Source organism: Micromonospora sp. C41 (assembly GCF_018070485.1).
Lineage (GTDB): Bacteria > Actinomycetota > Actinomycetes > Mycobacteriales > Micromonosporaceae > Micromonospora > Micromonospora chalcea.
The window spans coordinates 15,730-35,974 of record NZ_JAGPXP010000019.1 but is presented as its reverse complement, the minus strand read 5'-3'; the positions used below and the strand labels follow the sequence as shown (position 1 = coordinate 35,974).

Genomic DNA, 20,245 nt, shown 5'->3' with positions numbered 1-20,245 from the left:
ACCAACCGTCCGAATACTTTCGCGCCCGAGCCGCCGGACGTAGACGGAAGCTGTTTCGAGGGTCAGCGCCAGTAGGGTCAGCGGGTGAGCAGATCGTCCGGACGTGCCGGGACCTTTCGCACGCTGTACCACGGGCAGGCCAAGGCCGACACCTCACGAGGTTACGGCCTGTTCCTGATTCGTCGATCGGGATCGTGGGCGCAGCACTGGGCATCGATCAATGCCGGACGGCAGCCTGTCCCACCGCCGCCGCCGGTAGACCTCGCGAAGGAGACGGTCGTCATTCTCTCGGTCGGGGACCGTCCTGTGCTCGGCTATGACGTCACGATCGAGGACGTGACAGTGCGAGAGACGACTCTGGTGGTGACCGGCGTCGAGAGGCGTCCCGTGGGCGACGTGACGCTGGACATGGCGTGTTCACCGGTGCACATCGTGGCGGCACGATTCGGACCCGAGGCCTTCGAGGACATGCTGCTGAACCTCCGTATCGTGCCTGCGGAATGACGTGAGCCGGTGATGTGGGGGGCTGTACCGCGCCGCCTGCCGCTTCCCCGCCTGTCTCACCCGTCCGGGTCTGTCGACGAGCGGATGGGACCACGGTGGGCGGCACCGGGCTGACCTCGCCGGGATGACGGCGTCACTTCCAGGTGATCGTGGCCTTTGCCCGCCAGAGATCCAAGACGGCCGCGTCCCCGCGTAGTTCGAGGCGCTCGGTCCCACTCCGGTTCCACAGCAGGAGGTAGAGCTCGGACGCAGGTCCCACGACGGTCAACTGGGCCGGCATCTCACCGGCTACCAGGCGGCGCCCGGCCGGCTCGATGGAGAGCGTCCATCCCGCGTCGATATCAGTCGGCACAAGAGCCATGCTGACGGGTGGATCGGCCACCAGAAGCCCACCGGGCCGCCCGAAGAAGCCATTGAGCAGTTCGTCGATGCCGTCAGCGGCGAAGGAGGGGGCCCAGGAGGGAACCGTTGAGACAGCCGACTCGGCATCGGCACGGTGTACCGCGGTTTCGTGAGCCTGGCGACGTGCCCAGAACGCCAACGGCGAGGGCGCGGGCAGAAACGTCCAGCATTCAACGCTCTCGTCAGCCGCTGCCAGCGTGTCCACGAGTGCGCGGTGGCCCTCCCGAAACCAGTCCAGCAGCTCGTCGTCCTCGACTGCGGCGAAGAACTCCGCCTCCTCGCGACTGGAGTAAGGCTGATGGCGCCCCGTGATGACGTGGCCCGTGGCCCAGCGATGGACGCCGCTGACATGGCGCAGCAGATCACGGACCTGCCATCCAGGGCAGGTGGGCACGGGTTCGTCCAGGCCCGCCAGGTCCGCCGCCTCTGCCAGTCGGGCGCCTTCCTCATCCAGCGCGGCAATGTGCTCGGCGATACGCATGACGGGAGCGTCCCACGCACCATCGACCCTCTACCAGGCGGAAAGGGCCGGCGCACCCCTCGTACTCCGCAAGCAGCTCCCGCCGCCGCGTCGCGCAAGGCCACGGCGCGACGTCTAGGCCCTGTCTCCCGGATCTTGGAGGGTGGGGTCGAAGGTGAGGTTGAGTAGTTCCAGGCCGGTGACGGGCTTGAAGCCGATCTCGGTGTAGAGCACCAGGGCGGGGATGTTGTCGGTCTCGGTTTGGAGCGACACGCGATGCGCGCCGGCGGCACGGGCGTTGCGGATGACGTGCTGGAGCAGGGCCTTCGCGATGCCGCTACGGCGATGGTGCGGGGCCACGTAGAGGTCGCGGATCGACCACGAGGTGCCCAGCCTGAGCGATGCCGGCGTGACCGTGACCGTGATGAAGCCGCGGACGTGATCAGCTCGGATGGCGGCAGCGGCGGAGATCCGGTGTTGTGCGATCTGGTCGTGCAGCCAGGAGCGGGTTGTCTCCGGGGCCGACGGTTGGCCGTAGTGCACCCGGTAGTCGTCGAACAGAGCAGCTACCTGATCGAACGCCGGATGGGCGGGGCTCATCGGCACGACCGTCGTCATGCCGTCAGTGTGGCCGATGGTTCAGCCTTCGAGAGGACCACCACTATCGGCCGACCCAGGTGGCGACGCACGCTTCATTGCCCTCGATGTCCGCCAAGACCCACCACTTCGGTGCGTGCGCATCGGAGACCAACCGGCCACCCGCAGCCAACGCGGCGGCGATTCGGGCCTCGGCCTGATCATGTGGGACGGCGACATCGAGGTGCATGCGGTTGCGTTGTGGGCGCCCGGCGTCCATCGGCTGCAGCCCGAAACCCGGACCCCGACGCGCCGGGTCGGCCAGATAGTCGTCGTCGATCTGGCGGTAACCCAGCAGCGCCCGCCAGAACGGCAGCACGTCCGCGCCGACCAGCGCGTCGAGAGTGACGTTGACGAGCTGCACGGCGGTCGGGTCGGCGGGGATGTCCAGATCCCTGGCGGCAGCCGAGATCCGCCGGGCCAGCGCGACGTCGCGCGACGACAGGGACACCGTGACGCCGACATGACGCAGATCGACGTTGACGTACTGCTGCTCCGCGCCACCGGCAAGCCGGCCGATCTCATCGACGAACGCTATGCCCTTGGTTAGCGAGCCGGTGCGGAAGTACGCCGAGACCACGTGGTAGAGGCAGCGCCAGTCCTCGACACCGTCGGCCGCGTGGAACTCCCCGGCCGTGATCTGCACCGTCATGCCGGCGAACCTAGCATCGGCTGCGTGACGCAGCGCACCGTCGCGCTCGCACGCACAGGCCGGCAGCGCACTCCTGTGCCGCAGATCGGGCGGGCGCTCGGTCCCTCGGCACCGCCGGCTGAGCAGGTCGTGAAAGTCGCCTGCTGATCACCCTGCCGGTGTCCAGGTGCGGAGCGCATCCCCACCCGATCTCGACCGGTCGAGCGCCTAGGATGGTCCCGGTGACCTTCCCCGAACGGCGACCCGCCGACGTCCCGACCGACGAAGAACGGGTCGACGAGGCCCTGCGGTTGCTGACCGGCCCGCCGGTCGCGCTCGACGTCGCCGTCAAGCGGCTCGCCCGTGGCGGCGGCGTCTACGCCTGGTGGGCTGCTCCTTCGGTCCTCCCCGACCTCCCCGGACCGCCGAACGACACCGATCCGTCATGGCGGATGCTCTATCTGGGCCGGGCCACCAGCCTGCGGGGCCGGATCCTGCGCAACCATCTACGACGGTCGGGCAGCTCGACGCTGCGCCGCACGCTGGCCGGGCTTCTCGTCTCCGAGGGCTACCGCACGACCTGGACCGACCGCGTCGTCCTGGTCCCCGCAGACGAGACCCGGCTGACCGCCTGGATGCACACGCACCTGCGCCTGACCTGGGCGGAAGACCCCGAGCCGACGGTCATCGAGGCCGAACTCGTCCGGCGTCTGCACCCGCCGCTCAACGTCCACGGCGTCGACCCCGAGCACATCCAGGCGGCAGTGGTCGCCGCCAAGAACTCGTACAACGCCAGCAGCGGCCCGGAGCAGCCCTAGCTTCACGCCGTCAGCGATGCCTCCAGATCACGACGGGTGAGGGCGGCGCGGAGGTGCAGCCCCTCGGCCGCCAGGTTCTCCCGGCCACCCTGCTCGCGGTCGATGGCGCAGACCACCGTCTCGACCTGGGCACCGACGGACCGTAGTTGTCCGCACGAGGTCAGGAGCGCGCCTCCGGTGGTCACGACGTCCTCGACCACCACGACCCGCAGACCGCTCACGCGACCGCCCTCGGCCAGTTTCGCGGTCCCGTACTCCTTCGCCTGCTTACGCACGAAGACCGTGGGCAGCCCGGTCAGCTGTGACATCACCGTGGCGAGCGGAATGCCGCCCATCTCCATCCCCGCCAACACGTCGCACTCCGGCAGCAGAGCCACCATCGCCTCGGCGACCTCGCGCAGCAGCTCCGGCTTCCCCTCGAACAGGTACTTGTCGAAGTACTCGTCGCTGACCTGCCCAGATCGGAGATGGAACCGGCCGGTGAGGTGGCAGGTGTCGTAGACGCGGCGCGCGAGCGGGTGAGTCACCGGCCCAGTCTCGCACCCGTCACCCGATCCGGCGGATGCGTACCCTCGGGCGCTCGTTGCGCAGGTGACCCAGCTTGTGCTGGCGCACCTGCTCCTCCCACACCTCCTGGTCGTACTCCGGATCCGGGGCCGTCCACCGGTGCGACCCGTCGCTGTAGTGGAACTTCTCGTCGCCGGCCCGCAACACGCTCACCGCAGCCACCCCAGGAACCGCCGGTGCAACGTCCCCGCCGGCGCCCAGCTCAGATCCGCCGTCGCCCGCACGAGCTGCGCCCCCAGGTACACCGCCAGCGACACCGGCGCGCCCTCGTACTCCGCAAGAAGCTCCCGCCGCCGCGTCGCGCACGGCCACGGCGCACCGCACCCACCGCACGTCCAGACCGGCAGCACCGGCCCGTGGGTGCTCACCCGCGCACCCCCAGGAAGCGGGCGACGCTCGCGCGCGCCTGCCGGCTGGTCGCCCACGCGACCTGCCAGCAGGGGTACGGAGTCAGCCGCGCCCACCACAGCCGACAACCCACGCACATCCCGTCCAGACCCCGTACGTGCACCGCCAGGACCGCCGCTTCACCCTCGGCGGTCATGCCGGCTCCTTCGGGCCGTTGCTCGCGATCGGCTCGCCGTGACGGTGCGCGTCTCGCAACCGAGCCGCCTGATCAAGCAGCCGTCGTTGCGCCTCCGCCTGCTCACGTTCCTGGATGGCCTGCCCGGCTCCCCGGTCCCGCGACTCCGTCCGACGCCGCAACCGTTTGAGCAGTTCAGTGATGCTCGCCGCCATCGCGTCTCCATCGTCAGCCTGCCAATGACGTATCGGGGCTCCCCGTTACCGCAAGGCGTGGTTGCTGACCGGAGCCGAACGGTAACGGGTCGCCAGCCACAGAACCTAGTGCACTAGGTTTGTCGTCGGCAAGGGAGGCGCGCGAACTTGGCACACCAGGTTGTCTGTGGTCGACTGGGCGGGCTGACCGGAGGTACCGCTGACATGCCGAACACACCTGCCTACCTGACGAACGCCGCCGACCTACGTTCCGCGATCCTGTCCGGAGAACTCCCCGCTGGAGCGAAGTTGCCGTCCGAGTCCGGCCTGATGCGCCAGTACGACGTGAGCCGGACCGTCGCCAAGTGGGCCATCGCCGTCCTGAAAGGCGAGGGCATTGTGGAGGGTCGCGCAGGATCCGGCGTGTACGTCCGAGACACCACCCGGCTGGTTCGTCAAGCCCGGGGCCGCGACGTTCGCTCCGCCGACGGCCCGACTTCCCCGTTCGCGCGCGACGCAGCCGGCGCCGGACAGCAGGGCACCTGGGAGCATGACAGCCGACCTGACCGGGCCGATGAGCGGATCGCCGCCCGGCTCGGCATCGAGCCGGGCGCACCGGTGATGCGGACGTCATACCGCTTCCTCGCCGACGGCGAGCCGATACAGCTCTCCGTGTCGTACGAGCCGCTTGCCGTCACCGAGGGCACTCCCATCGAATGGCCTGAGGACGGAGAGATCAAGGGCGTGGTCGCACGCATGGACGCCATCGGCGTGCGGGTCGACGAGGTCGTGGAGCGCGTCAGCCTTCGATCAGCGACTGCCGAGGAGGTCGAGGCGCTCAACCTGCCAGCCCGCACGTTCGTGCACACCATCGAGCGGACCTACACCGCGAGCGGCACGCCGGTGGAGACGGCCGACATCGTGCTGCCCGGCGGCCGATACGACCTCGTCTACCGTCTGCCCATCGACTAACAAGGGGCAGAAGCGGTCGGCGACACCGCTAGCTCGGCGGCGCACCTGGGTATCCAGGCGCGCCGCTCGTACAGGGCGACAGCTTTCCCGCGTGAGGCGTATGCCGAGTCAATCGCCGAGCACTCGTTCCACACAGCGCTCATAACATGATCCGCACGAAAAGGGAGAGTGCCTCACCGGCCCTCGTTCTGATGTGCGGGTGCTGCTACACCACATCCATCACACCTGAGACACTGACAGCCCGTCACATCGCCGAGCCCGCTCTTAGAGATCCCCGAAGATATCTCTCTTCAGCTGAAGATAGGTTGCTGTATCGGGCGCAATTAAGGGCGCGAGCGTATCGCGAGCAAAAGCAGTGACGTCGCTTCCGGCACTAGTCAGCGAGAGAAGCCGCCGTAGACCTACGCATATAGCGCCTGCGGCTGACTTGATATCGTCTGGATCGTTTCCACGAGCAACACTGGCGGCGATCTCATCTTGCTTCATCCTCAAGGCATCTGACACCCTATCCGCCAAACCTACCCGTTCACAGAGAAGCGCAATGATCTCATCATCAAACAGAAACGACTCAATATGACGCCGGGACAGGACTCGAACCCCGACCGTCCTAAGATCCTCCACCTCTTGATCACTACGAAGGTCCCTGTCAATAACTCTCGTAATCTTGGTGCCGGCCGCTACCGTCTGGATAGCTCGACCCGCGTCCAAATGGTCACTTCCTGCACTATGACTGTTGCCGACTGAAATGAAGTCCGTGTCGGGAAACTCCCGCGCGAAGATGCGCCTGTAGCAGCTTGCATCGAACTCCGCTTTTCGATCGTTTTGCTTCCGCAAGGGCCGCCCTTCACAAAGCACAATGCGCTCAGGTGCTACCAGTGAGGCGAGGTCCCCTAAAGCGACATCGAGGGTTCTCGACCAAAAGTCGCGGGTAGGCTCGACAGGAATCAATACAACAGGTTGGTCGAAGTCAACCCCTTGCAGATCAATAAAAACTACGCTGCCAGGTTCAGCCCGGCTCAGTTCACGCGCTTTACGCATGAATCCGATACTGTGGCTTGCGATAACAAGTTGGCTCTTCTCCGGCAGGAGCTCGACCATCGCGGCAAGGAGGGTCGCCTGGATTCGCGTATTGAGATGCGTCTCCGGCTCGTCGATGCACCAGACGGTATTGTCGAACGTTTCCGACTTAACAACCATATCAAGGATGAGGTCGAAAGCAGCCTTCTCACCAGCCGACAGGTTTTTATAAAGAAAGCCATCCGAGACCCCCTTTGAGAAGAAGAAGGTTCCGACTCCGGCCTGCGCCCCGCCCACTCCGCCAACGCCTGTGAGCATGAGGTCCGGGAACACCTTAGACATAGCGACCCGAACTTTTCCAATTACCCGGTCCCTCAGCTCACCTTTCGTCATCGAATCCGGTAGAGCGCGGTCGTACACCCCATCGATGGTAGCCATAATTAGGCGCTGGTAGTTCTCTGACACCGCTGCGTCATTGTCGATCATCCGCTGAACTCGGGTAGACTCCAACGGCGATTCCATGCGGGTGAAGCTGTTCACCTGGAAGTCGGCTTCATTCCGGAACGCGGTTCGGACATACACCAGACGTTTGCGCTCTTCCGGACCGTCCGGAAGGCCTTCGTGAAAGTCAACTTGAACGTGCTCCGTCCAAGAGATTGAAGGTGCTCCCGCTTTAGAGCCATACGACTCATCCCAGTTCATATAACTAGCACCATTCGCCCTGTGCCAGGTCTTAAGGCCGTCGAATATCGACGACTTGCCGGAGCCATTTGGCCCAGCTAAAACAATAAGGCGTGCCGTATCCGGAATATCACATATCGTTGTATCGGTGAACCTCTTAAAGTTGCGGAGATGAATTCTCGACAACCTCATCGAAGCCTCCCAACAGAGGATGTGCCGCAGGCAGGGGCTAAACATCTGCAAGGTCGCCGTCGTTCCGGGCAACAGCTCCCCAAGCCGCAGCTATACACCACCGCTCGGGGAGGAACGAACCTAAACTAGAACCAGCTCTCGCGCATGTCCAGCGTCGTCCGGTCCAACCCCTCCAGCAGGTCGAACTGCGCCCCCACCTTCGGCAGCTCCCATCTGTAGAAGTACCGCGCCGCCTGCCTCTTCCCCGCCAGGAACTCCCCCTCGGCCCCGTCCGGTGACCCCAGCGCCTCCACCGCGAGCACCTGCTCCAGCCACATCCACGCGATCACCACGTGCCCGACCGCCTCCAGGTACACCGAGGCGTTCGCCAGCGCCAGCTCCGGATCGCCCGGTGCCCACAACCGCCGCGTCACCACGGCGATCCGGTCCACCGCGGCGGCGAGCTGTCCGGCCAGCTCGGAGGCGAACCCCTCGGCCTTCCACGCCCGGGTCACGGTGCCGCGGATCGTCTCCAGCAGCAGTTCCAGCGCGGCGCCGTCGCGCATGGTGACCTTGCGGCCGAGCAGGTCGAGGGCCTGGATGCCGTGGGTGCCCTCGTGGATGGCGTTGAGGCGGTTGTCGCGCCAGTGCTGCTCGACGTCGTAGTCGCGGGTGTAGCCGTACCCGCCGTGCACCTGGATGGCCAGGTCGTTGGCGGCCAGGCACCACTGGGCCGGCCAGCTCTTGGTGATCGGGGTGAGCAGGTCCAGCAGCAGTTGCGCCCGTTCGCGGTCGGCCTCGGCGGGCGCGGTCTTCTGCTCGTCGAGCAGCCGTCCGCAGTAGAGCACCAGCGCGAGCGCGCCCTCGACGTAGCTCTTCTGGGCCAGCAGCATCCGGCGTACGTCGGGGTGGGCCACGATCGGCACCTGCGGCGTGGTGGGGTCCTTGTCGGCGACCGGGCGGCCCTGCGGGCGCTGCCGGGCGTACGCGACGGACTTCAAGTACGCGGTGTAGCCGAGCGCCGTGGCGCCGGCCCCGATGCCGATGCGCGCCTCGTTCATCATGTGGAACATGACCGCGAGCCCTTGGTGCGGCTGCCCGACCAGGTAGCCGACCGCCCCGGCCCGCCCGTACGGCCGGTGCACGCCCTCGCCGAAGTTCAGCAGCGTGTTCGTGGTGCCCCGGTAGCCGAGCTTGTGGTTGAGCCCGACCAGCACCACGTCGTTGCGCGGCCCGAGGTTGCCGTCGTTGTCGAGCAGCACCTTCGGCACGATGAACAGCGACAGGCCCTTCACGCCGGCCGGCGCGCCGGGGATGCGGGCAAGCACCAGGTGGACGATGTTCTCGGCCAGCTCGTGGTCGCCACCGGAGATCCACATCTTGGTGCCGACGATCCGGTACGTGCCGTCGTCCTGCGGCTCGGCCCGGGTGGTGAGGTCGGTCAGGGAGCTGCCGGCCTGTGGCTCGGACAGGCACATGGTGCCGAAGAACCGGCCCTCGACCATGGGGCGTACCCAGGTGTCGATCTGCTCGGCGCTGCCGTGGGCGAGCAGCAGGTTGGCGTTGCCGAGGGTGAGCATCGGGTACGCCGACGTGCCCACGTTGGCGGCCTGGAACCAGGCGAACGCGGCGGCGGCCACCGTGTGCGGCAGCTGCAGGCCGCCGACCGACTCGTCCATGGTGGCGGCGAGCAGCCCGGTCTCGGCGAACGCCTCCAGCGCGGCCTTGACCTGCGGGATGGTCCGTACGCGCTGCCCGTCGAACGTGGGCTCGCCGGTGTCGGCGGCCCGGTTGTGCGGGGCGAAGCGCTCGGCGGCCACCTGGGCGGCGAGGTCCAGCACCGCGTCGACTGTTTCGCGGGTGTGCTCGGCGTAGCGGGGGCGCTCGGTCAGCCGGGTCACGTCCAGCCAGTCGTGCAGCAGGAACGTGAGGTCACGGCGGGACAGCAGCAGATCGGACGAGGACAATGTGGACTCCTTCCGGTCAGCCGCGGCGCAACCCGGCGACGGCCTCCCGCAGGTCATCCTGACTGATCGGAGCCGGTGGCGCACCCTCCGCCGCTTCCCGGAGTGCCTTGGCGAGTTGCACCCGGCGCAGCGCCTCGCGAAGGTCCGCGCCGGTCAGCCCGGCCGTGTCGGCCGCGAGGGCGGCCGGGTCGAGGTCGTCGGCGAACATTGTGAAGCCGGGCCGCTCGTGCCGGTCGATCAGCTCGCGGACCATCTTGGTGAGGATCTCCGCGCGTCCGTTCTCGTCCGGCGCCGGAATGGCGATCTTCAGGTCGAATCGGCCGGAGCGGATCAGCGAGGCGTCGACGCGGTGCGGGAAGTTGGTGGTCGCCACCACGATGACGTCGGGGTTCTCCTCGAACAGCGTGTTCATCTCCTGCTTGAAGATGCCCGCTACCGCGTTGACGGCCTGGCTGGCCGCGTCGCCGCCCGCCCCGGCGTAGCTGATGATCGAGTCGAACTCGTCGAACAGCATCACGGTGGGCCGCCGGTAGCGGCGCGCCTCCCGGAAGATGCGCTTGATGTTGCGTTCCGAGCCGCCGAGGTACTTGTCCAAGATCTCCGGGGTGCGGATCTCCACGAAGTCCGCGCCGATCTCGTTCGCGAGGGCCCGGGCCAGCATGGTCTTGCCGGTGCCGGGCGGCCCGTACATCAGGATGCCCTGCGGCCGGCGCGCCCCCCAGCGGGCCATCGCCGCCGGGTGCCGGAACGACACCGCCACCTCGCGGAACTGCGCGACCACGTCGGACAGGCCGCCGACCTGGTCGAGGGTCACCGTCGCGCTGCGCGGCCCGGCCGCCGTCGTCACCGGTCGCCGCCCCACGACGTACGTCCGTCCGCGCAGCACGGTCGGCTCGTCGCTGTCGCCAGACAGCTCGCGTACGGCCTGGAGCAGCAGGCCGAGCATCGCCGTCAGGTGCGCCGGACCCACGTCGGCGCTTGGTACGTCGGCGTGGATGCGTACCGTGCCGTTGTCCTGGTCGACGCGGGGCCGCAGCCCGGCTTCCCGGGCCGCGCGCAGCACCTCCCGGCCGGCCTCGTCGCCGGGCGGCGCGGCGAGCGTGGCGACCGGTCGCGGCCAGATCCGCCGTCCGGCCTCCGCGGCCATCCGGCCCACCGCGGCGGCCGGGCCGTCGCCGCCGCGGGCGGCCAGCCGCTCGGCGAGCAGCACGCCGACCGGCCCGGCCAGACCGAGGGCGAGCAGGCCCGCCGGGGTGCTCTCCACCCGCAGGTACGCCTCGAAGCGGTGCGCCGGCTGCCCGTCCGCGGTGTCGGCGCGCACGGTGCAGAGCGCCTCCCGCACCGGGGCCGGGAAGTCGCCGTCGACCATCAGCTCCACCGGCCCGTCGACGGCGGCGGCGAGCAGCCCCGCCGCGTCGGCGATGCGCACCTCGGCGCCGAGCAGCGGCACCGTCTCCTCGTCCGGCCGTACCTCGGTCATCGGCTGCCCTCTCCTCACGGCGGCGTCCGCTTCCCTCGCGTGGCGTCCGCCTCCGAGTCTGGCACCGGCCCGGCCGGGCGGCCACCGCTGAGCCGGCTGCTGCTCCCCGGCTGGTGCCCGCCCGGCCCGCTCCCCCGGCCGCTGCTCAGCTCGTCTCGGCGAGCAGGCCGTCGACCAGGTCGCGGGGCAGCCCGTGGGTGTCGTGCAGCCAGTGGTAGTCGCGCTCGGTCAGCGGGCCGCGCTCCCGTACCCGGTCCACGAGCGGCCGTCCGCGTCGCAGCAGCCCGCGGAAGCGGCGCTCCTCGTCCACCAGCGTCGCGTGCAGCGAGCCGACGTCGACCGGCTGACGGAAGCGGCGCAGCGTGTCCGCGTACAGCTCGGGCGGCAGCCCGTCGAGGCTGCGCGCCGGGTCGTCGCGCCACAGCACGGTGAGCGCGCGGCGCAGCAGCCGCCGCAGCACGTACCCGCGGCCGGTGTTGCCGGGGCGTACCCCGTCACCGAGCACGACCACCGCGGACCGCAGGTGGTCGGCGACCACGCGCAGGTCCTCGTCGCGCAGGTCCCACCGGTCCCCTACCGCGTCCACCCACCGGCGCAGCCCGTCGCCGGTGAACACGGACCGGTCGCCGCGCAGCACCATCTCCAGCCGTTCCAGGCCCATGCCGGTGTCGATGCTGGAGTGCGGCAGCGGCGTGAGCCGCCCGTCGGGGTGCCTGTGGTAGCGCATCTGCACGTGGTTCCACACCTCCACCCACCGCGCGTCGGTGCTCGGTGTGCCGGTGGGCGGGCCGTCGCCGGTCCACACGAAGATCTCCGAGTCCGGTCCGCAGGGGCCGGTCGGGCCGTTGGACCACCAGTTGTCCTCGCCCAGCGCCTCCACCGGCACGCCGAGCCCGGTCCAGGTGTCCCGCGCGGTGTGGTCCGGCCCTTCGCCGTTGCCGCCGCCGAAGACCGTGGCGTGCAGCCTCTCCACCGGGATGCCGAACCCGTCGGTGAGCAGGTCGAAGCCCCACCGCAGGCTGGTCGTGATGTCGTAGTCGCCGAGCGACCACGAGCCGAGCATCTGGAACACGGTCAGGTGGGTGTCGTCGCCGACCTCGTCCAGGTCCGTGGTGCGCAGGCACCGCTGCACGTTCGCCAGTCGCCGTCCGCCCGGGTGCGGGCGCCCCAGCAGGTACGGCGTGAGCGGGTGCATGCCGGACGTGGTGAACAGCACCGGGTCACCGGGCGGCGGCACGAGTGAACTCTCCGGCGCATCCTGATGGCCGTGCCGGTGGTAGTGGTCGAGGAACGTCCTGGTGATGTCGTCGGGCGTCATGGCGGGTGCCTTCCGGGTACGGGTGACCGGACGGCCCGCCGCGCGCGTTGGCGTCGACACGACGACGCCGGCGGACCGTTTCCGGTCGCCGGCGTGGGTGTGGGGCAGGTCAGGCGGCGGCAACCGGCGAGCGGGAAGCTCGCGCGGCCGCGGCGGTAAGACTGCGCCTGCTCTGCATACCTCGACGCTAGCCCGGCCGCCCCTGTCCCGCCCACCCCTTTCCGGGGCATCCCCGCCCTCGCGCCCGCCCGCCCCCGCATGATCAACACCACTCCCCCGAAATGGCGGGGTCGGCGCCCCTCGGATGCCGCCACTTCGCCGAGCTGGAGTTGACCATGCCGCCCCCGGGGTGCGGGTGGAACGCCATGGGTGTCAAAACGGGCCGGAGACACCCGTGGTGTTCCACCCGAGCGAGGCGGGAAGCGGGAGGTGGGTGGCGGGAGGTGGGCGTCAGCGGATGGGGGTGAGCAGGCGGCGGTAGAGGGCGTCGAGGCGTTCGGCCTGCGCCTCCCACGTCCACCCCGGGAGCGGGGAGTCCTCACCCTCGTACGCGGCGCGGTAACGGGCCGGATCCGCGAGCACCGCCCGCACCGCGCGGGCCAGGTCGGCGGCGTCGCGGGCACGGAACACCTCGCCCTGCCCGGTGGCCCGGACCGTCTCGGCCATGGTGCGGACGTCGCTGACCACGATCGGCAGCCGCGCGTGCACGTACTCGAAGAACTTGGTGATCAGCGCGATCTCGTGGTTGGGCCAGTGGTGCAGCGGGATCAGCCCGATGTCGGCGGTGGCGAGGAACGCGACGAGCTGGCGGTGCGGCACGTACGGCAGCACGTGCACCCGGTCCCCCACCCCGTGCCGGTCCGCGCGGGCGACGACCTGGCGGACGTAGGCGGCAGCCGGGTCGGCGACGACAAGCGCCAGGTGTACGCCGGGCAGCAGCGGCAACGCCTCGACCACCGTGTCCACGCCGCGCTGCACGGCCATCGCCCCGCTGTAGACCAGCAGCGGCGTGTCCGGTGGCAGACCGCAGCGCTTCCGCAGATCGGGAGCGGATGTCTCCGTGGTGGCGGCGATCGGGGCGTTGAGGATCACGGTCGGGCGTTCGGGCAGGGCGTGGTCGCGTACCAGCAGGTCGGCGAGCGTGTCGGAGACGGTGACGACCGCGTCGGCGTGACCGACGTACTCGCGGACGTAACCGAGGTGGGCGGGCAGCCAGCGGGCGTTGTCCCGACGCGGCCGCGCCCCGGGCAGCCACTCGTGCGCGTCCCAGACCAGCTTGACGTCACGTCCGGCGGCGCGGGCGCGGTCCACGGCGCGGGCGGCCACGCCGAGCATCCGGAAGTCGTGCGCGTGGATCAGGTCGGGGCGCAGGTCGTCGACGACCGGTCCGGCGACCCGTTCGTAGTCCCAGAGGCCCGGCTCCAGCCGCCGCCAGGCCCCGTCGCGCAGCCGGGCCCGCCAGAAACGGACCTCGGCGTGCTCGACGGGCCGGCGGGCCAGCCGCGCCGCGCGCAACGGCAGTCCGCCCCGGGCCACCAGCCGAGCCCGCAGCCCGGAAACGCTGCGCAGACCGGACACCCCACGCAGGCCGGAGCCGTCGCGCGAACCAGCGTCACGGCCCGAGGCGGCAACGGCGGCGAGCGGCAGGACGCGCACCTCGGCGTCGCCGAGCCGCCAGCGGCGTTCGGCGTCGACGTGGGCGCAGCCGATCAGCGTGACGTCCCAGCCGGCGTCGGCGGCCGAGCGGGCCGTCTTCTGTACCCGCGAGTCACCCTCGACCGCGTTGTCGACGAGCATGACCACGCGCCCCATCGGCGTTCCACCCCTTCCCCCGTACGCCCGGACGGGCGCGAGTGTACGGGGACGCGGGGCTGTCACGACGGCCGCGAAGACCGCTCTGAGCTGCGAAGACGCCGACTGTGCAGCGGCTGGTCAGGTGCCGGCCGGTGGAAGTTCACCGGCCGTGCACCGAACGGCCCCGGTCAGGCCGTGCCGGAGGAGACCAGCGGGGCCGGGGCGACCGGCTGCCGGCTGTCGTTGCGGTTGGGCAGCGACAGGCGGATGACCTTCCACCACGCGGAGGCGACCTGCTTGGGCAGCGGGCCGGTGGTGTAGTGCAGGCCGTACCTGTCGAACAGCGCGCGTACCTGCGGCGCGATCTCCTGGTAGCGGTTGCTGGGCAGGTCGGGGAAGAGGTGGTGCTCGATCTGGTACGACAGGTTGCCGGTCATGATGTGCAGCAGCCGGCTGCCGCTGATGTTGGCCGAGCCGAGCATCTGCCGCAGGTACCATTCGCCGCGCGTCTCGCCCTCGATGGAGGTCTTCTCGAACGTCTCGACGCCGTTGGGGAAGTGCCCGCACATGATCACCGAGTGGCTCCACACGTTGCGCAGCAGGTTCGCGGTGAACGTGGCGGCGAGCGTGGTCAGGAAAGACGGGCCGGACAGCAGCGGGTGCACCACGTAGTCCTTGAGCACCTGGCGGCGGATCTTGCGGCCGACGGCCCGGGCCTTGGCGCGGAACTTCGGGTCCTTGAGCTTGCGCTGCTTGAGGTGGTCGCCGAGTTCCATGTCGTACGCGGCGATGCCGTACTCGAAGAACATGGCGTTGATCAGGTTCCACAGCGGCTGGCCGAGGTGCATCGGGTGCCACGGCTGGTCCTCGTCGACGCGCATGATGCCGTACCCGAGGTCGTTGTCCTTGCCGACGACGTTGGTGTAGCGGTGGTGCAGCTCGTTGTGCGACTGCTTCCACTGGTCGGCCGGGGAGACGTGGTCCCACTCCCAGGTGGTGGAGTGGATCTTCGGGTCGCGCATCCAGTCCCACTGGCCGTGCAGGACGTTGTGCCCGATCTCCATGTTCTCCAGGATCTTGGCGACGGTGAGGCCGGCCGTGCCGACGATCCAGGCCGGCGGGAACAGCGAGAACAACAGCACCGCGCGACTGCTCATCTCCAGTGTCCGCTGGGTCTTGACCACCTTGCGGATGTAGCGGGCGTCCCGCTCCCCCCGGTCGGCGAGGACCCGGTCCCGGATCGCGTCCAACTCCTTGCCGATGATCTCGATGTCCTCGGCGCTCAGGTGGGCGATCGGGTTGACGGCCTTCTTCTGGATGACGGTCACGTGGGTGGCTCCTGTCAGAGATCGATGTCGCAGGTACCGGCGGCGGCCGACACGCACGTCTGGACGAGCACGCCGTCCCCCGGTACGGCAGTCGTGACGTCGCCGTTGCGCAGGTCACGGACGGCGCCCTGGCGCAGTGGTACGACGCAGCCGAAGCAGATGCCCATCCGGCACCCGGAAGGCATCAGCACTCCGGCGTTCTCCCCCGCGTCGAGCAGGGTGGTGGCGCCGTCGGACTCGACTGTCACCCCTGCTCCGGTGAAGGTCACCGTGCCTCCCTCGCCCGGCGTGATCACCGTCGGGCGGAACCGCTCGGTGTGCAACCGTTCGACGAGGCCGTTCGAGGACCAGTACCCCTCGACCGCGTCGAGCATGCCGATCGGGCCGCAGGCCCACGCCTCGCGGTCGAGGTGGTCGGGCACCAGGGCGGCGAGTTCGGCGACGTCGAGCAGGCCGTCGGTGTCGGTGTGCCGCTCGACCAGCCGCAGCGCGCCGCGGTCGGCGAGCGTGCGCAGTTCCGTACCGAAGATGACGTCGTCGCGGGTGGGCGCGGAGTGCACGAGCACCACGTCGGCCCGGTCGGCCAGTCCGGAGCGCAGCATCCCCATGACCGGGGTGATGCCGCTGCCGGCGGTGAGGAACAGGACCCGCTCGGGCGTCGCGCTCGGGAGCACGAAGTCGCCCTGGGCCTGGTCGAGGTGGATCAGCGTGCCGGGCCGGAGCCGGCGGACGAGGTGGTTGCTGACCTTGCCGTCGGGGATGGCCTTCACGGTGACGCTGATCCGGCCGTCCGGGGCGTCCGGCGCGGAGGTGACCGAGTACGCGCGCCACTGGCGCACGCCGTCGACGTCGACGCCGAGACGGATGTACTGCCCGGGCAGGTGGCCCTGCCAGGCGCGGCCGGGCTGGATCACCAGCGTGGCCGCGTCCCGGGTCTCCGGGCGGACGGCGACGATCCGGCCGCGCAGCGGGGCGCCGGCGCGCAGCGGCGCGATCAGGTCGAGGTAGTCGTCGGGCAGCACCGGCGTGGTGACCGTTCCGGCCAGCCGCAGCAGCCTGTCCCGGAAGGTGACCTTCTGAGGGCGGCGGGAGGCAGTTGTGGTCATATGACCAGCGTGACCGCCCGATCGCATAACATCTTGACCAGCAAAGGTGAAAAGGTCGCGGGTTTTTGTTCGGAGGGAACAACATGACGTTGGAGGCCGGCACTGGGCAGCGCGCCGCGCACCTCAACCTCGAGGCCGGCATGGCCGCGACGCTGCGCGGCCGGCTGCCGATGGTCGCCGAACGGACCGTCTCCGCGATCACCGCCGAGGTGCCGGACTACTCCGGCGCACTCACCGGCGCCATGCGGGCGAAGATCGAAAACGCGGTACGCATCGCGCTCGGCACGTTCCTCCAGCTCATCGAGGGTACCCAGGCGTTCGACCCGAGCACTCCCCTGGCCCCGGCGCTGGAGGCCGCGTACGCGCTGGGCAGCGGTGAGGCCCGCTCGGGGCGCAGCATGGACGCGCTGCTGGCCGCGTACCGGGTGGGCGCCCGGGTGGCCTGGCGTGAGGTGTCCACCACGACGGTGCGCAGCGGGCTCGCCGCCGAGACGGTGGCCGAGTTCGCCGAGTTGATGTTCGCGTACATCGACGAGCTGTCCGCGGCGAGCGTGGCCGGGCACGCCGACGAGCTGGCCAGCGCCGGCCGGATGCGCCGCCGCAGCCTGGAACGGCTCACCCAGCAGTTGCTGGCCGGTGAGCCGGAGGAGTCGCTGCGGCGCAGCGCGGAGCGCGCCGACTGGCCGCCGCCGCAGACGCTGACGGTGGTGCTGCTGCCCCGCCGGCACCTGCGCGCCGTGCTGGCGCTGCTCAGCCCGCACACGCTGGAGAGCGGCGAGGACCTGCCCGGCATGAACCCGGTCGAGGAACTGGCCGTACTGCTGGTGCCGGACATGCACGGCGGCCGGCGCCGCCAGCTCACCCGGCTGCTGCACGGGCACCGGGCGGTGCTCGGCCCGGCCCGCCCCTGGCACCGGGTCGCCGCGTCGTACCAGCGGGCCACCCGGGCGCTCGCGCTCGGCCTCGGCGAGCCGGACGCCGGGCCTGTCGACACCGAGCGTCACCTGGCCACGCTGCTGCTCAGCATGGACCCGGAGGCCCTGGCCGACCTGCGCGCGCAGGCCCTCGCGCCGCTGGCCGCGCTGCCCCCGGCCACCGCGCACCGGCTGGCCGAGACGCTGCGGTCGTGGCTGCTGCACCAGGGACGCCGCGACGACGTGGCCGCCGACCTGTTCGTGCATCCGCAGACCGTCCGCTACCGGATGGGCAAGCTCCGTGAGCTGTTCGGCGACCGGCTGCTCGACCCCGCCGCCGTCCTCGACCTCACGATCGCGCTGGCCGTACCCCCGGAGCCGGACGCCGCCTGACGCCGCGCCGGGGCGCACGGCCCGGTGCGGCCGGGACCTCCGGCCCTGTCCGGCCGCGACGGCGGCGGGCAGGTTCGGAAGGGGACGAGCAACCAGGAGGGCCGCCATGAACAGCACACCGACCCGCACCGGCCAGGACCCGAGGGTACGGGTGCTGGAGGCGGCCGCCCGGCAGTCCCTGCACGCCCCGTCGGTGTTCAACACCCAGCCCTGGCGCTGGCGGATCACCGCGGACGCGCTGGAGCTGCGCGGCGACCCGGATCGGCAGCTCACGCACACCGACCCGGACGGCCGGTTGCTGATGCTGAGCTGCGGCGCCGCCCTGCACCACGCGCGCGTGTCGCTGGCGGCGTTCGGCTGGGCGGCGGTGGTCGAGCGGCTGCCCGACCCGTCCGACCCGTCGTTGCTGGCCCGGATCCGCACGACCGGCCCGATCGACCTGGACGTGCCGGCGGGCCGGCTCGTCGACGCGATCCCGCGCCGTCGCACCGACCGGCGGACGTACGGCGACCGGCCGGTGCCGGAGGCGGTGCTGGCCCGGCTCGGGGACGCCGTCGAAGCCGAGGGCGCCCACCTGCACGTGGTCCGGCCGGACCAGATGCCGATGCTCGCCGTGTCCACCGGCCGCGCCGCCGAGGCGGAGCTGGCCGACCCCGCGTACCGGGAGGAGCTGAACCGGTGGACCAACCGGCCGCCGGGCAGCGGCGACGGAGTGCCCGCAGCCACCGCCGTGCGGCCCTCCCCACGGCGGGTGCCGCTGCGCGACTACGCGCCCGGCGGGGCGGCCGGCCTCAGCGCGGGCACGGACTTCGACCGCGGCGCGGCGTACCTGATCCTGTTCGGCGAGGGCGACGAGCCCGCCGCCTGGCTGCGCGGCGGCGAGGCGCTGTCGGCGCTGCTGCTCGCCGCCACCGCCGAAGGGCTGGCCAGCGCGCCGCTCAGCGACGCCGTCGAGCTGGCCTGGCCGCGCCGGATGATGCGTGACCTGCTCGCCGGCATCGGCAGCCCGTACCTGATCGTGCGCGTCGGCTGGGGCCCGGAGGCCGAGCTGCCGCCGGCGCCCCGCCGCGCGCCGGCCGACGTCATCGAGGTGGTGGACTGACTCCGGCGGCCGGCGCGGTCCTGCTTCGTCGTAGCCTCGACGTGTGTGGGATCTGGACCCGGCCGCCGCGTTCGTGGTCTTCGGCGACCAGGACTCCGGGTGCGTCTCCTACGGCGTGGAGGCGGCGGGCCGGCGCTGGTTCGTCAAGCGGGCCGCGACGCCTGCGGCGCGTGAGTCGCTGACCCGCGCCCTGGGCCTGCACGCCGCGGTCCGGCACCCCGCGCTCGTGCGGCCCGAGCTGGTACGCGACGGCGCCGACGGCCCGACCGTCGTGTACCCGTGGCGCAACGGCGTCGTGCTCAACCACGCCACCGTCCACGGCAGCGACCGGGCCGGGCTGGCCCGCTTCCAGCGGCTCCCGCTCGCCGAGGTACGCGCGGCGCTGGACGCGATCCTCGACGCGCACGTGGCGGTGAGCGCGGCCGGGTACGTGGCTGTCGACCTTTACGACGGCTGCTTCCTCTACGATTTCGACGCCCGCCGGATGTGGCTGATCGACCTGGACGAGTACCGGCCGGGGGCGTTCGTGCTCGACTCCGACCGGCTGCCCGGGTCCCGCCGCTACCTGTCGCCGGAGGAGCTGACCCGGGGCGCGACCATCGACGAGCGCACCACCGTGCACGCGCTCGGCCGTACGCTGCACCACCTGCTCGACGGCCCGTCCGGCTGGCGCGGCACCACCGCGGAACGCGCGGTCGTCGACCGGGCCACGCGCGCCGACCCGGACGCGCGGCACGCCACCGTGGCCGCCCTGGTGCGCGACTGGCGGGCTGCCTGACCCTTATCCGGCTGCCGCTTCACCGCCTTCAGCGCCCCGCGCCCGGACCGAGGGCGTGACTTTCCGTCACCTCGACCCCATCCAGCACCTCGTCACAGTGAGTGAGAGGCGGTTTCCTCGGCGAATGCACCACCCTTCCGGGCGCACCACACCTGAGCAGGAAAAATATTCGACCAGTCGTCGGCGAGGCTGTTGCCTCTTCGGCGACTTTGCTCTGCAGCCTCATACGCAGCGGTAGCCGTGAGTCACCGCCGCGTCGATGACTGCAGAGCAAAGTGGCCCGAGGTGAACCATGCGGGCGCAGCTTCGGCGCTACTCTCCGTGACGGCGACGGCTAGCGCGGCGGGACGACCAAGGGCCGACGCGGCGGGACGATCAGGGGTTGGCGTCGGACATCGGCACGCCGGCCACGACGGCGTGCGCGAGCCTCAGTCGACCGCACGGTTCGGACCGCCACCGGCCGGACCTATGACCGCAGGGCGGCCGTCG

The 20,245-nt window shown here is 70.5% G+C and carries 22 protein-coding genes; 7 read left to right on the top strand and 15 right to left on the bottom strand.

Annotated elements, in window-relative coordinates:
* Nucleotides 1-84: 84 nt before the first annotated feature.
* On the top strand, nt 85-504 hold the full coding sequence (locus KBX43_RS20395) for a hypothetical protein (RefSeq protein WP_146074850.1): 420 nt from the start codon (nt 85-87) through the stop codon (nt 502-504).
* 133 nt (nt 505-637) lie between these two features.
* Here the strand turns inward: KBX43_RS20395 and KBX43_RS20390 are convergent, their stop codons facing one another.
* From KBX43_RS20390 to KBX43_RS20380, 3 genes are all read right to left on the bottom strand, one after another.
* Complete coding sequence (locus KBX43_RS20390; RefSeq protein WP_210886599.1) at nt 638-1,387, bottom strand: maleylpyruvate isomerase family mycothiol-dependent enzyme; 750 nt, start codon at nt 1,385-1,387, stop codon at nt 638-640.
* 114 nt (nt 1,388-1,501) lie between these two features.
* A complete protein-coding gene (locus tag KBX43_RS20385) occupies nt 1,502-1,984 on the bottom strand; it encodes an N-acetyltransferase (protein WP_210886595.1) in 483 nt (160 codons plus the stop codon).
* Nucleotides 1,985-2,027: 43 nt separating this feature from the next.
* Nucleotides 2,028-2,654 (bottom strand): VOC family protein, encoded by a 627-nt coding sequence (locus KBX43_RS20380; protein WP_104114183.1) that lies wholly within the window; start codon nt 2,652-2,654, stop codon nt 2,028-2,030.
* A gap of 24 nt (nt 2,655-2,678) precedes the next feature.
* Here KBX43_RS20380 and KBX43_RS31940 point away from each other — a divergent pair, with 24 nt between their 5' ends.
* Together KBX43_RS31940 and KBX43_RS20375 are read left to right on the top strand one after the other, a co-directional pair.
* Complete coding sequence (locus tag KBX43_RS31940) at nt 2,679-2,801, top strand: hypothetical protein (protein WP_275937803.1); 123 nt, start codon at nt 2,679-2,681, stop codon at nt 2,799-2,801.
* Between the two features lie 65 nt (nt 2,802-2,866).
* A complete protein-coding gene (locus KBX43_RS20375) occupies nt 2,867-3,451 on the top strand; it encodes a GIY-YIG nuclease family protein (protein ID WP_210886592.1) in 585 nt (194 codons plus the stop codon).
* Nucleotides 3,452-3,453: 2 nt separating this feature from the next.
* Here the strand turns inward: KBX43_RS20375 and pyrE are convergent, their stop codons facing one another.
* Genes pyrE through KBX43_RS20350 form a run of 5 tightly spaced genes read right to left on the bottom strand, consistent with a single transcriptional unit; the run spans nt 3,454 to nt 4,756 of the window.
* Nucleotides 3,454-3,978 (bottom strand): orotate phosphoribosyltransferase, encoded by a 525-nt coding sequence (gene pyrE, locus KBX43_RS20370; RefSeq protein WP_104114181.1) that lies wholly within the window; start codon nt 3,976-3,978, stop codon nt 3,454-3,456.
* Between the two features lie 19 nt (nt 3,979-3,997).
* Nucleotides 3,998-4,171, bottom strand: coding sequence for a hypothetical protein (locus tag KBX43_RS20365; RefSeq protein WP_166456489.1), 174 nt, complete (start codon nt 4,169-4,171; stop codon nt 3,998-4,000).
* On the bottom strand, nt 4,168-4,386 hold the full coding sequence (locus KBX43_RS20360; RefSeq protein ID WP_013477111.1) for a hypothetical protein: 219 nt from the start codon (nt 4,384-4,386) through the stop codon (nt 4,168-4,170). The genes KBX43_RS20365 and KBX43_RS20360 overlap by 4 nt, the downstream gene beginning before the upstream one ends.
* Complete coding sequence (locus KBX43_RS20355) at nt 4,383-4,562, bottom strand: hypothetical protein (RefSeq protein WP_210886588.1); 180 nt, start codon at nt 4,560-4,562, stop codon at nt 4,383-4,385. The genes KBX43_RS20360 and KBX43_RS20355 overlap by 4 nt, the downstream gene beginning before the upstream one ends.
* On the bottom strand, nt 4,559-4,756 hold the full coding sequence (locus tag KBX43_RS20350; protein WP_210886585.1) for a hypothetical protein: 198 nt from the start codon (nt 4,754-4,756) through the stop codon (nt 4,559-4,561). Before KBX43_RS20350 ends, KBX43_RS20355 begins: the two co-directional genes overlap by 4 nt.
* Nucleotides 4,757-4,960: 204 nt before the next feature.
* Between KBX43_RS20350 and KBX43_RS20345 the strand changes: the two genes are divergently transcribed.
* Nucleotides 4,961-5,707 (top strand): GntR family transcriptional regulator, encoded by a 747-nt coding sequence (locus KBX43_RS20345; RefSeq protein ID WP_210886583.1) that lies wholly within the window; start codon nt 4,961-4,963, stop codon nt 5,705-5,707.
* Nucleotides 5,708-5,971: 264 nt separating this feature from the next.
* On the opposite strand, the gene KBX43_RS20340 is transcribed toward KBX43_RS20345, so the two are convergent.
* The 7 genes from KBX43_RS20340 to KBX43_RS20310 all read right to left on the bottom strand — a co-directional run bounded on the left by KBX43_RS20340 (nt 5,972) and on the right by KBX43_RS20310 (nt 16,569).
* Nucleotides 5,972-7,597, bottom strand: coding sequence for an AAA family ATPase (locus tag KBX43_RS20340; protein WP_210886581.1), 1,626 nt, complete (start codon nt 7,595-7,597; stop codon nt 5,972-5,974).
* Between the two features lie 125 nt (nt 7,598-7,722).
* On the bottom strand, nt 7,723-9,543 hold the full coding sequence (locus KBX43_RS20335; protein ID WP_210886579.1) for an acyl-CoA dehydrogenase: 1,821 nt from the start codon (nt 9,541-9,543) through the stop codon (nt 7,723-7,725).
* A gap of 16 nt (nt 9,544-9,559) precedes the next feature.
* The gene (locus tag KBX43_RS20330; RefSeq protein ID WP_210886577.1) at nt 9,560-11,023 is read right to left on the bottom strand and encodes a 26S protease regulatory subunit; all 1,464 of its coding nucleotides are present in this window, start codon (nt 11,021-11,023) and stop codon (nt 9,560-9,562) included.
* 145 nt (nt 11,024-11,168) lie between these two features.
* Complete coding sequence (locus KBX43_RS20325; RefSeq protein WP_210886575.1) at nt 11,169-12,341, bottom strand: alanine--tRNA ligase-related protein; 1,173 nt, start codon at nt 12,339-12,341, stop codon at nt 11,169-11,171.
* A gap of 450 nt (nt 12,342-12,791) precedes the next feature.
* Entirely contained in the window at nt 12,792-14,138 is a 1,347-nt protein-coding gene (locus KBX43_RS20320; RefSeq protein WP_210886730.1) for a glycosyltransferase family 4 protein, read from the bottom strand.
* Nucleotides 14,139-14,323: 185 nt separating this feature from the next.
* Nucleotides 14,324-15,463, bottom strand: coding sequence for an acyl-CoA desaturase (locus KBX43_RS20315; protein ID WP_043324718.1), 1,140 nt, complete (start codon nt 15,461-15,463; stop codon nt 14,324-14,326).
* Nucleotides 15,464-15,477: 14 nt separating this feature from the next.
* Nucleotides 15,478-16,569, bottom strand: a complete 1,092-nt coding sequence (locus KBX43_RS20310; RefSeq protein ID WP_210886573.1) for a ferredoxin reductase — start codon at nt 16,567-16,569, stop codon at nt 15,478-15,480.
* Nucleotides 16,570-16,652: 83 nt separating this feature from the next.
* Here KBX43_RS20310 and KBX43_RS20305 point away from each other — a divergent pair, with 83 nt between their 5' ends.
* The 3 genes from KBX43_RS20305 (at nt 16,653) to KBX43_RS20295 (ending at nt 19,756) form a co-directional block, all read left to right on the top strand.
* Nucleotides 16,653-17,876, top strand: a complete 1,224-nt coding sequence (locus KBX43_RS20305; RefSeq protein ID WP_166456499.1) for a CdaR family transcriptional regulator — start codon at nt 16,653-16,655, stop codon at nt 17,874-17,876.
* A 106-nt stretch (nt 17,877-17,982) separates the two neighbouring features.
* Entirely contained in the window at nt 17,983-18,978 is a 996-nt protein-coding gene (locus KBX43_RS20300; RefSeq protein ID WP_210886571.1) for a nitroreductase, read from the top strand.
* A 43-nt stretch (nt 18,979-19,021) separates the two neighbouring features.
* Nucleotides 19,022-19,756, top strand: a complete 735-nt coding sequence (locus tag KBX43_RS20295) for a serine/threonine protein kinase (RefSeq protein ID WP_166456501.1) — start codon at nt 19,022-19,024, stop codon at nt 19,754-19,756.
* Nucleotides 19,757-20,245: the final 489 nt, after the last annotated feature.

Bases quoted from the DNA above. Each gene is read 5' to 3' on its own strand.
- KBX43_RS20350 (WP_210886585.1), bottom strand. From the start codon at position 4,756: ATGGCGGCGAGCATCACTGAACTGCTCAAACGGTTGCGGCGTCGGACG.
- KBX43_RS20310 (WP_210886573.1), bottom strand. From the start codon at position 16,569: ATGACCACAACTGCCTCCCGCCGCCCTCAGAAGGTCACCTTCCGGGAC.
- KBX43_RS20345 (WP_210886583.1), top strand. From the start codon at position 4,961: ATGCCGAACACACCTGCCTACCTGACGAACGCCGCCGACCTACGTTCC.
- KBX43_RS20385 (WP_210886595.1), bottom strand. From the start codon at position 1,984: ATGACGACGGTCGTGCCGATGAGCCCCGCCCATCCGGCGTTCGATCAG.
- KBX43_RS20325 (WP_210886575.1), bottom strand. From the start codon at position 12,341: ATGACGCCCGACGACATCACCAGGACGTTCCTCGACCACTACCACCGG.
- KBX43_RS20390 (WP_210886599.1), bottom strand. From the start codon at position 1,387: ATGCGTATCGCCGAGCACATTGCCGCGCTGGATGAGGAAGGCGCCCGA.
- KBX43_RS20340 (WP_210886581.1), bottom strand. From the start codon at position 7,597: ATGAGGTTGTCGAGAATTCATCTCCGCAACTTTAAGAGGTTCACCGAT.
- KBX43_RS20355 (WP_210886588.1), bottom strand. From the start codon at position 4,562: ATGACCGCCGAGGGTGAAGCGGCGGTCCTGGCGGTGCACGTACGGGGT.
- KBX43_RS20300 (WP_210886571.1), top strand. From the start codon at position 17,983: ATGAACAGCACACCGACCCGCACCGGCCAGGACCCGAGGGTACGGGTG.
- KBX43_RS20305 (WP_166456499.1), top strand. From the start codon at position 16,653: ATGACGTTGGAGGCCGGCACTGGGCAGCGCGCCGCGCACCTCAACCTC.
- KBX43_RS20320 (WP_210886730.1), bottom strand. From the start codon at position 14,138: ATGCTCGTCGACAACGCGGTCGAGGGTGACTCGCGGGTACAGAAGACG.
- KBX43_RS20380 (WP_104114183.1), bottom strand. From the start codon at position 2,654: ATGACGGTGCAGATCACGGCCGGGGAGTTCCACGCGGCCGACGGTGTC.
- KBX43_RS20330 (WP_210886577.1), bottom strand. From the start codon at position 11,023: ATGACCGAGGTACGGCCGGACGAGGAGACGGTGCCGCTGCTCGGCGCC.
- KBX43_RS20375 (WP_210886592.1), top strand. From the start codon at position 2,867: ATGGTCCCGGTGACCTTCCCCGAACGGCGACCCGCCGACGTCCCGACC.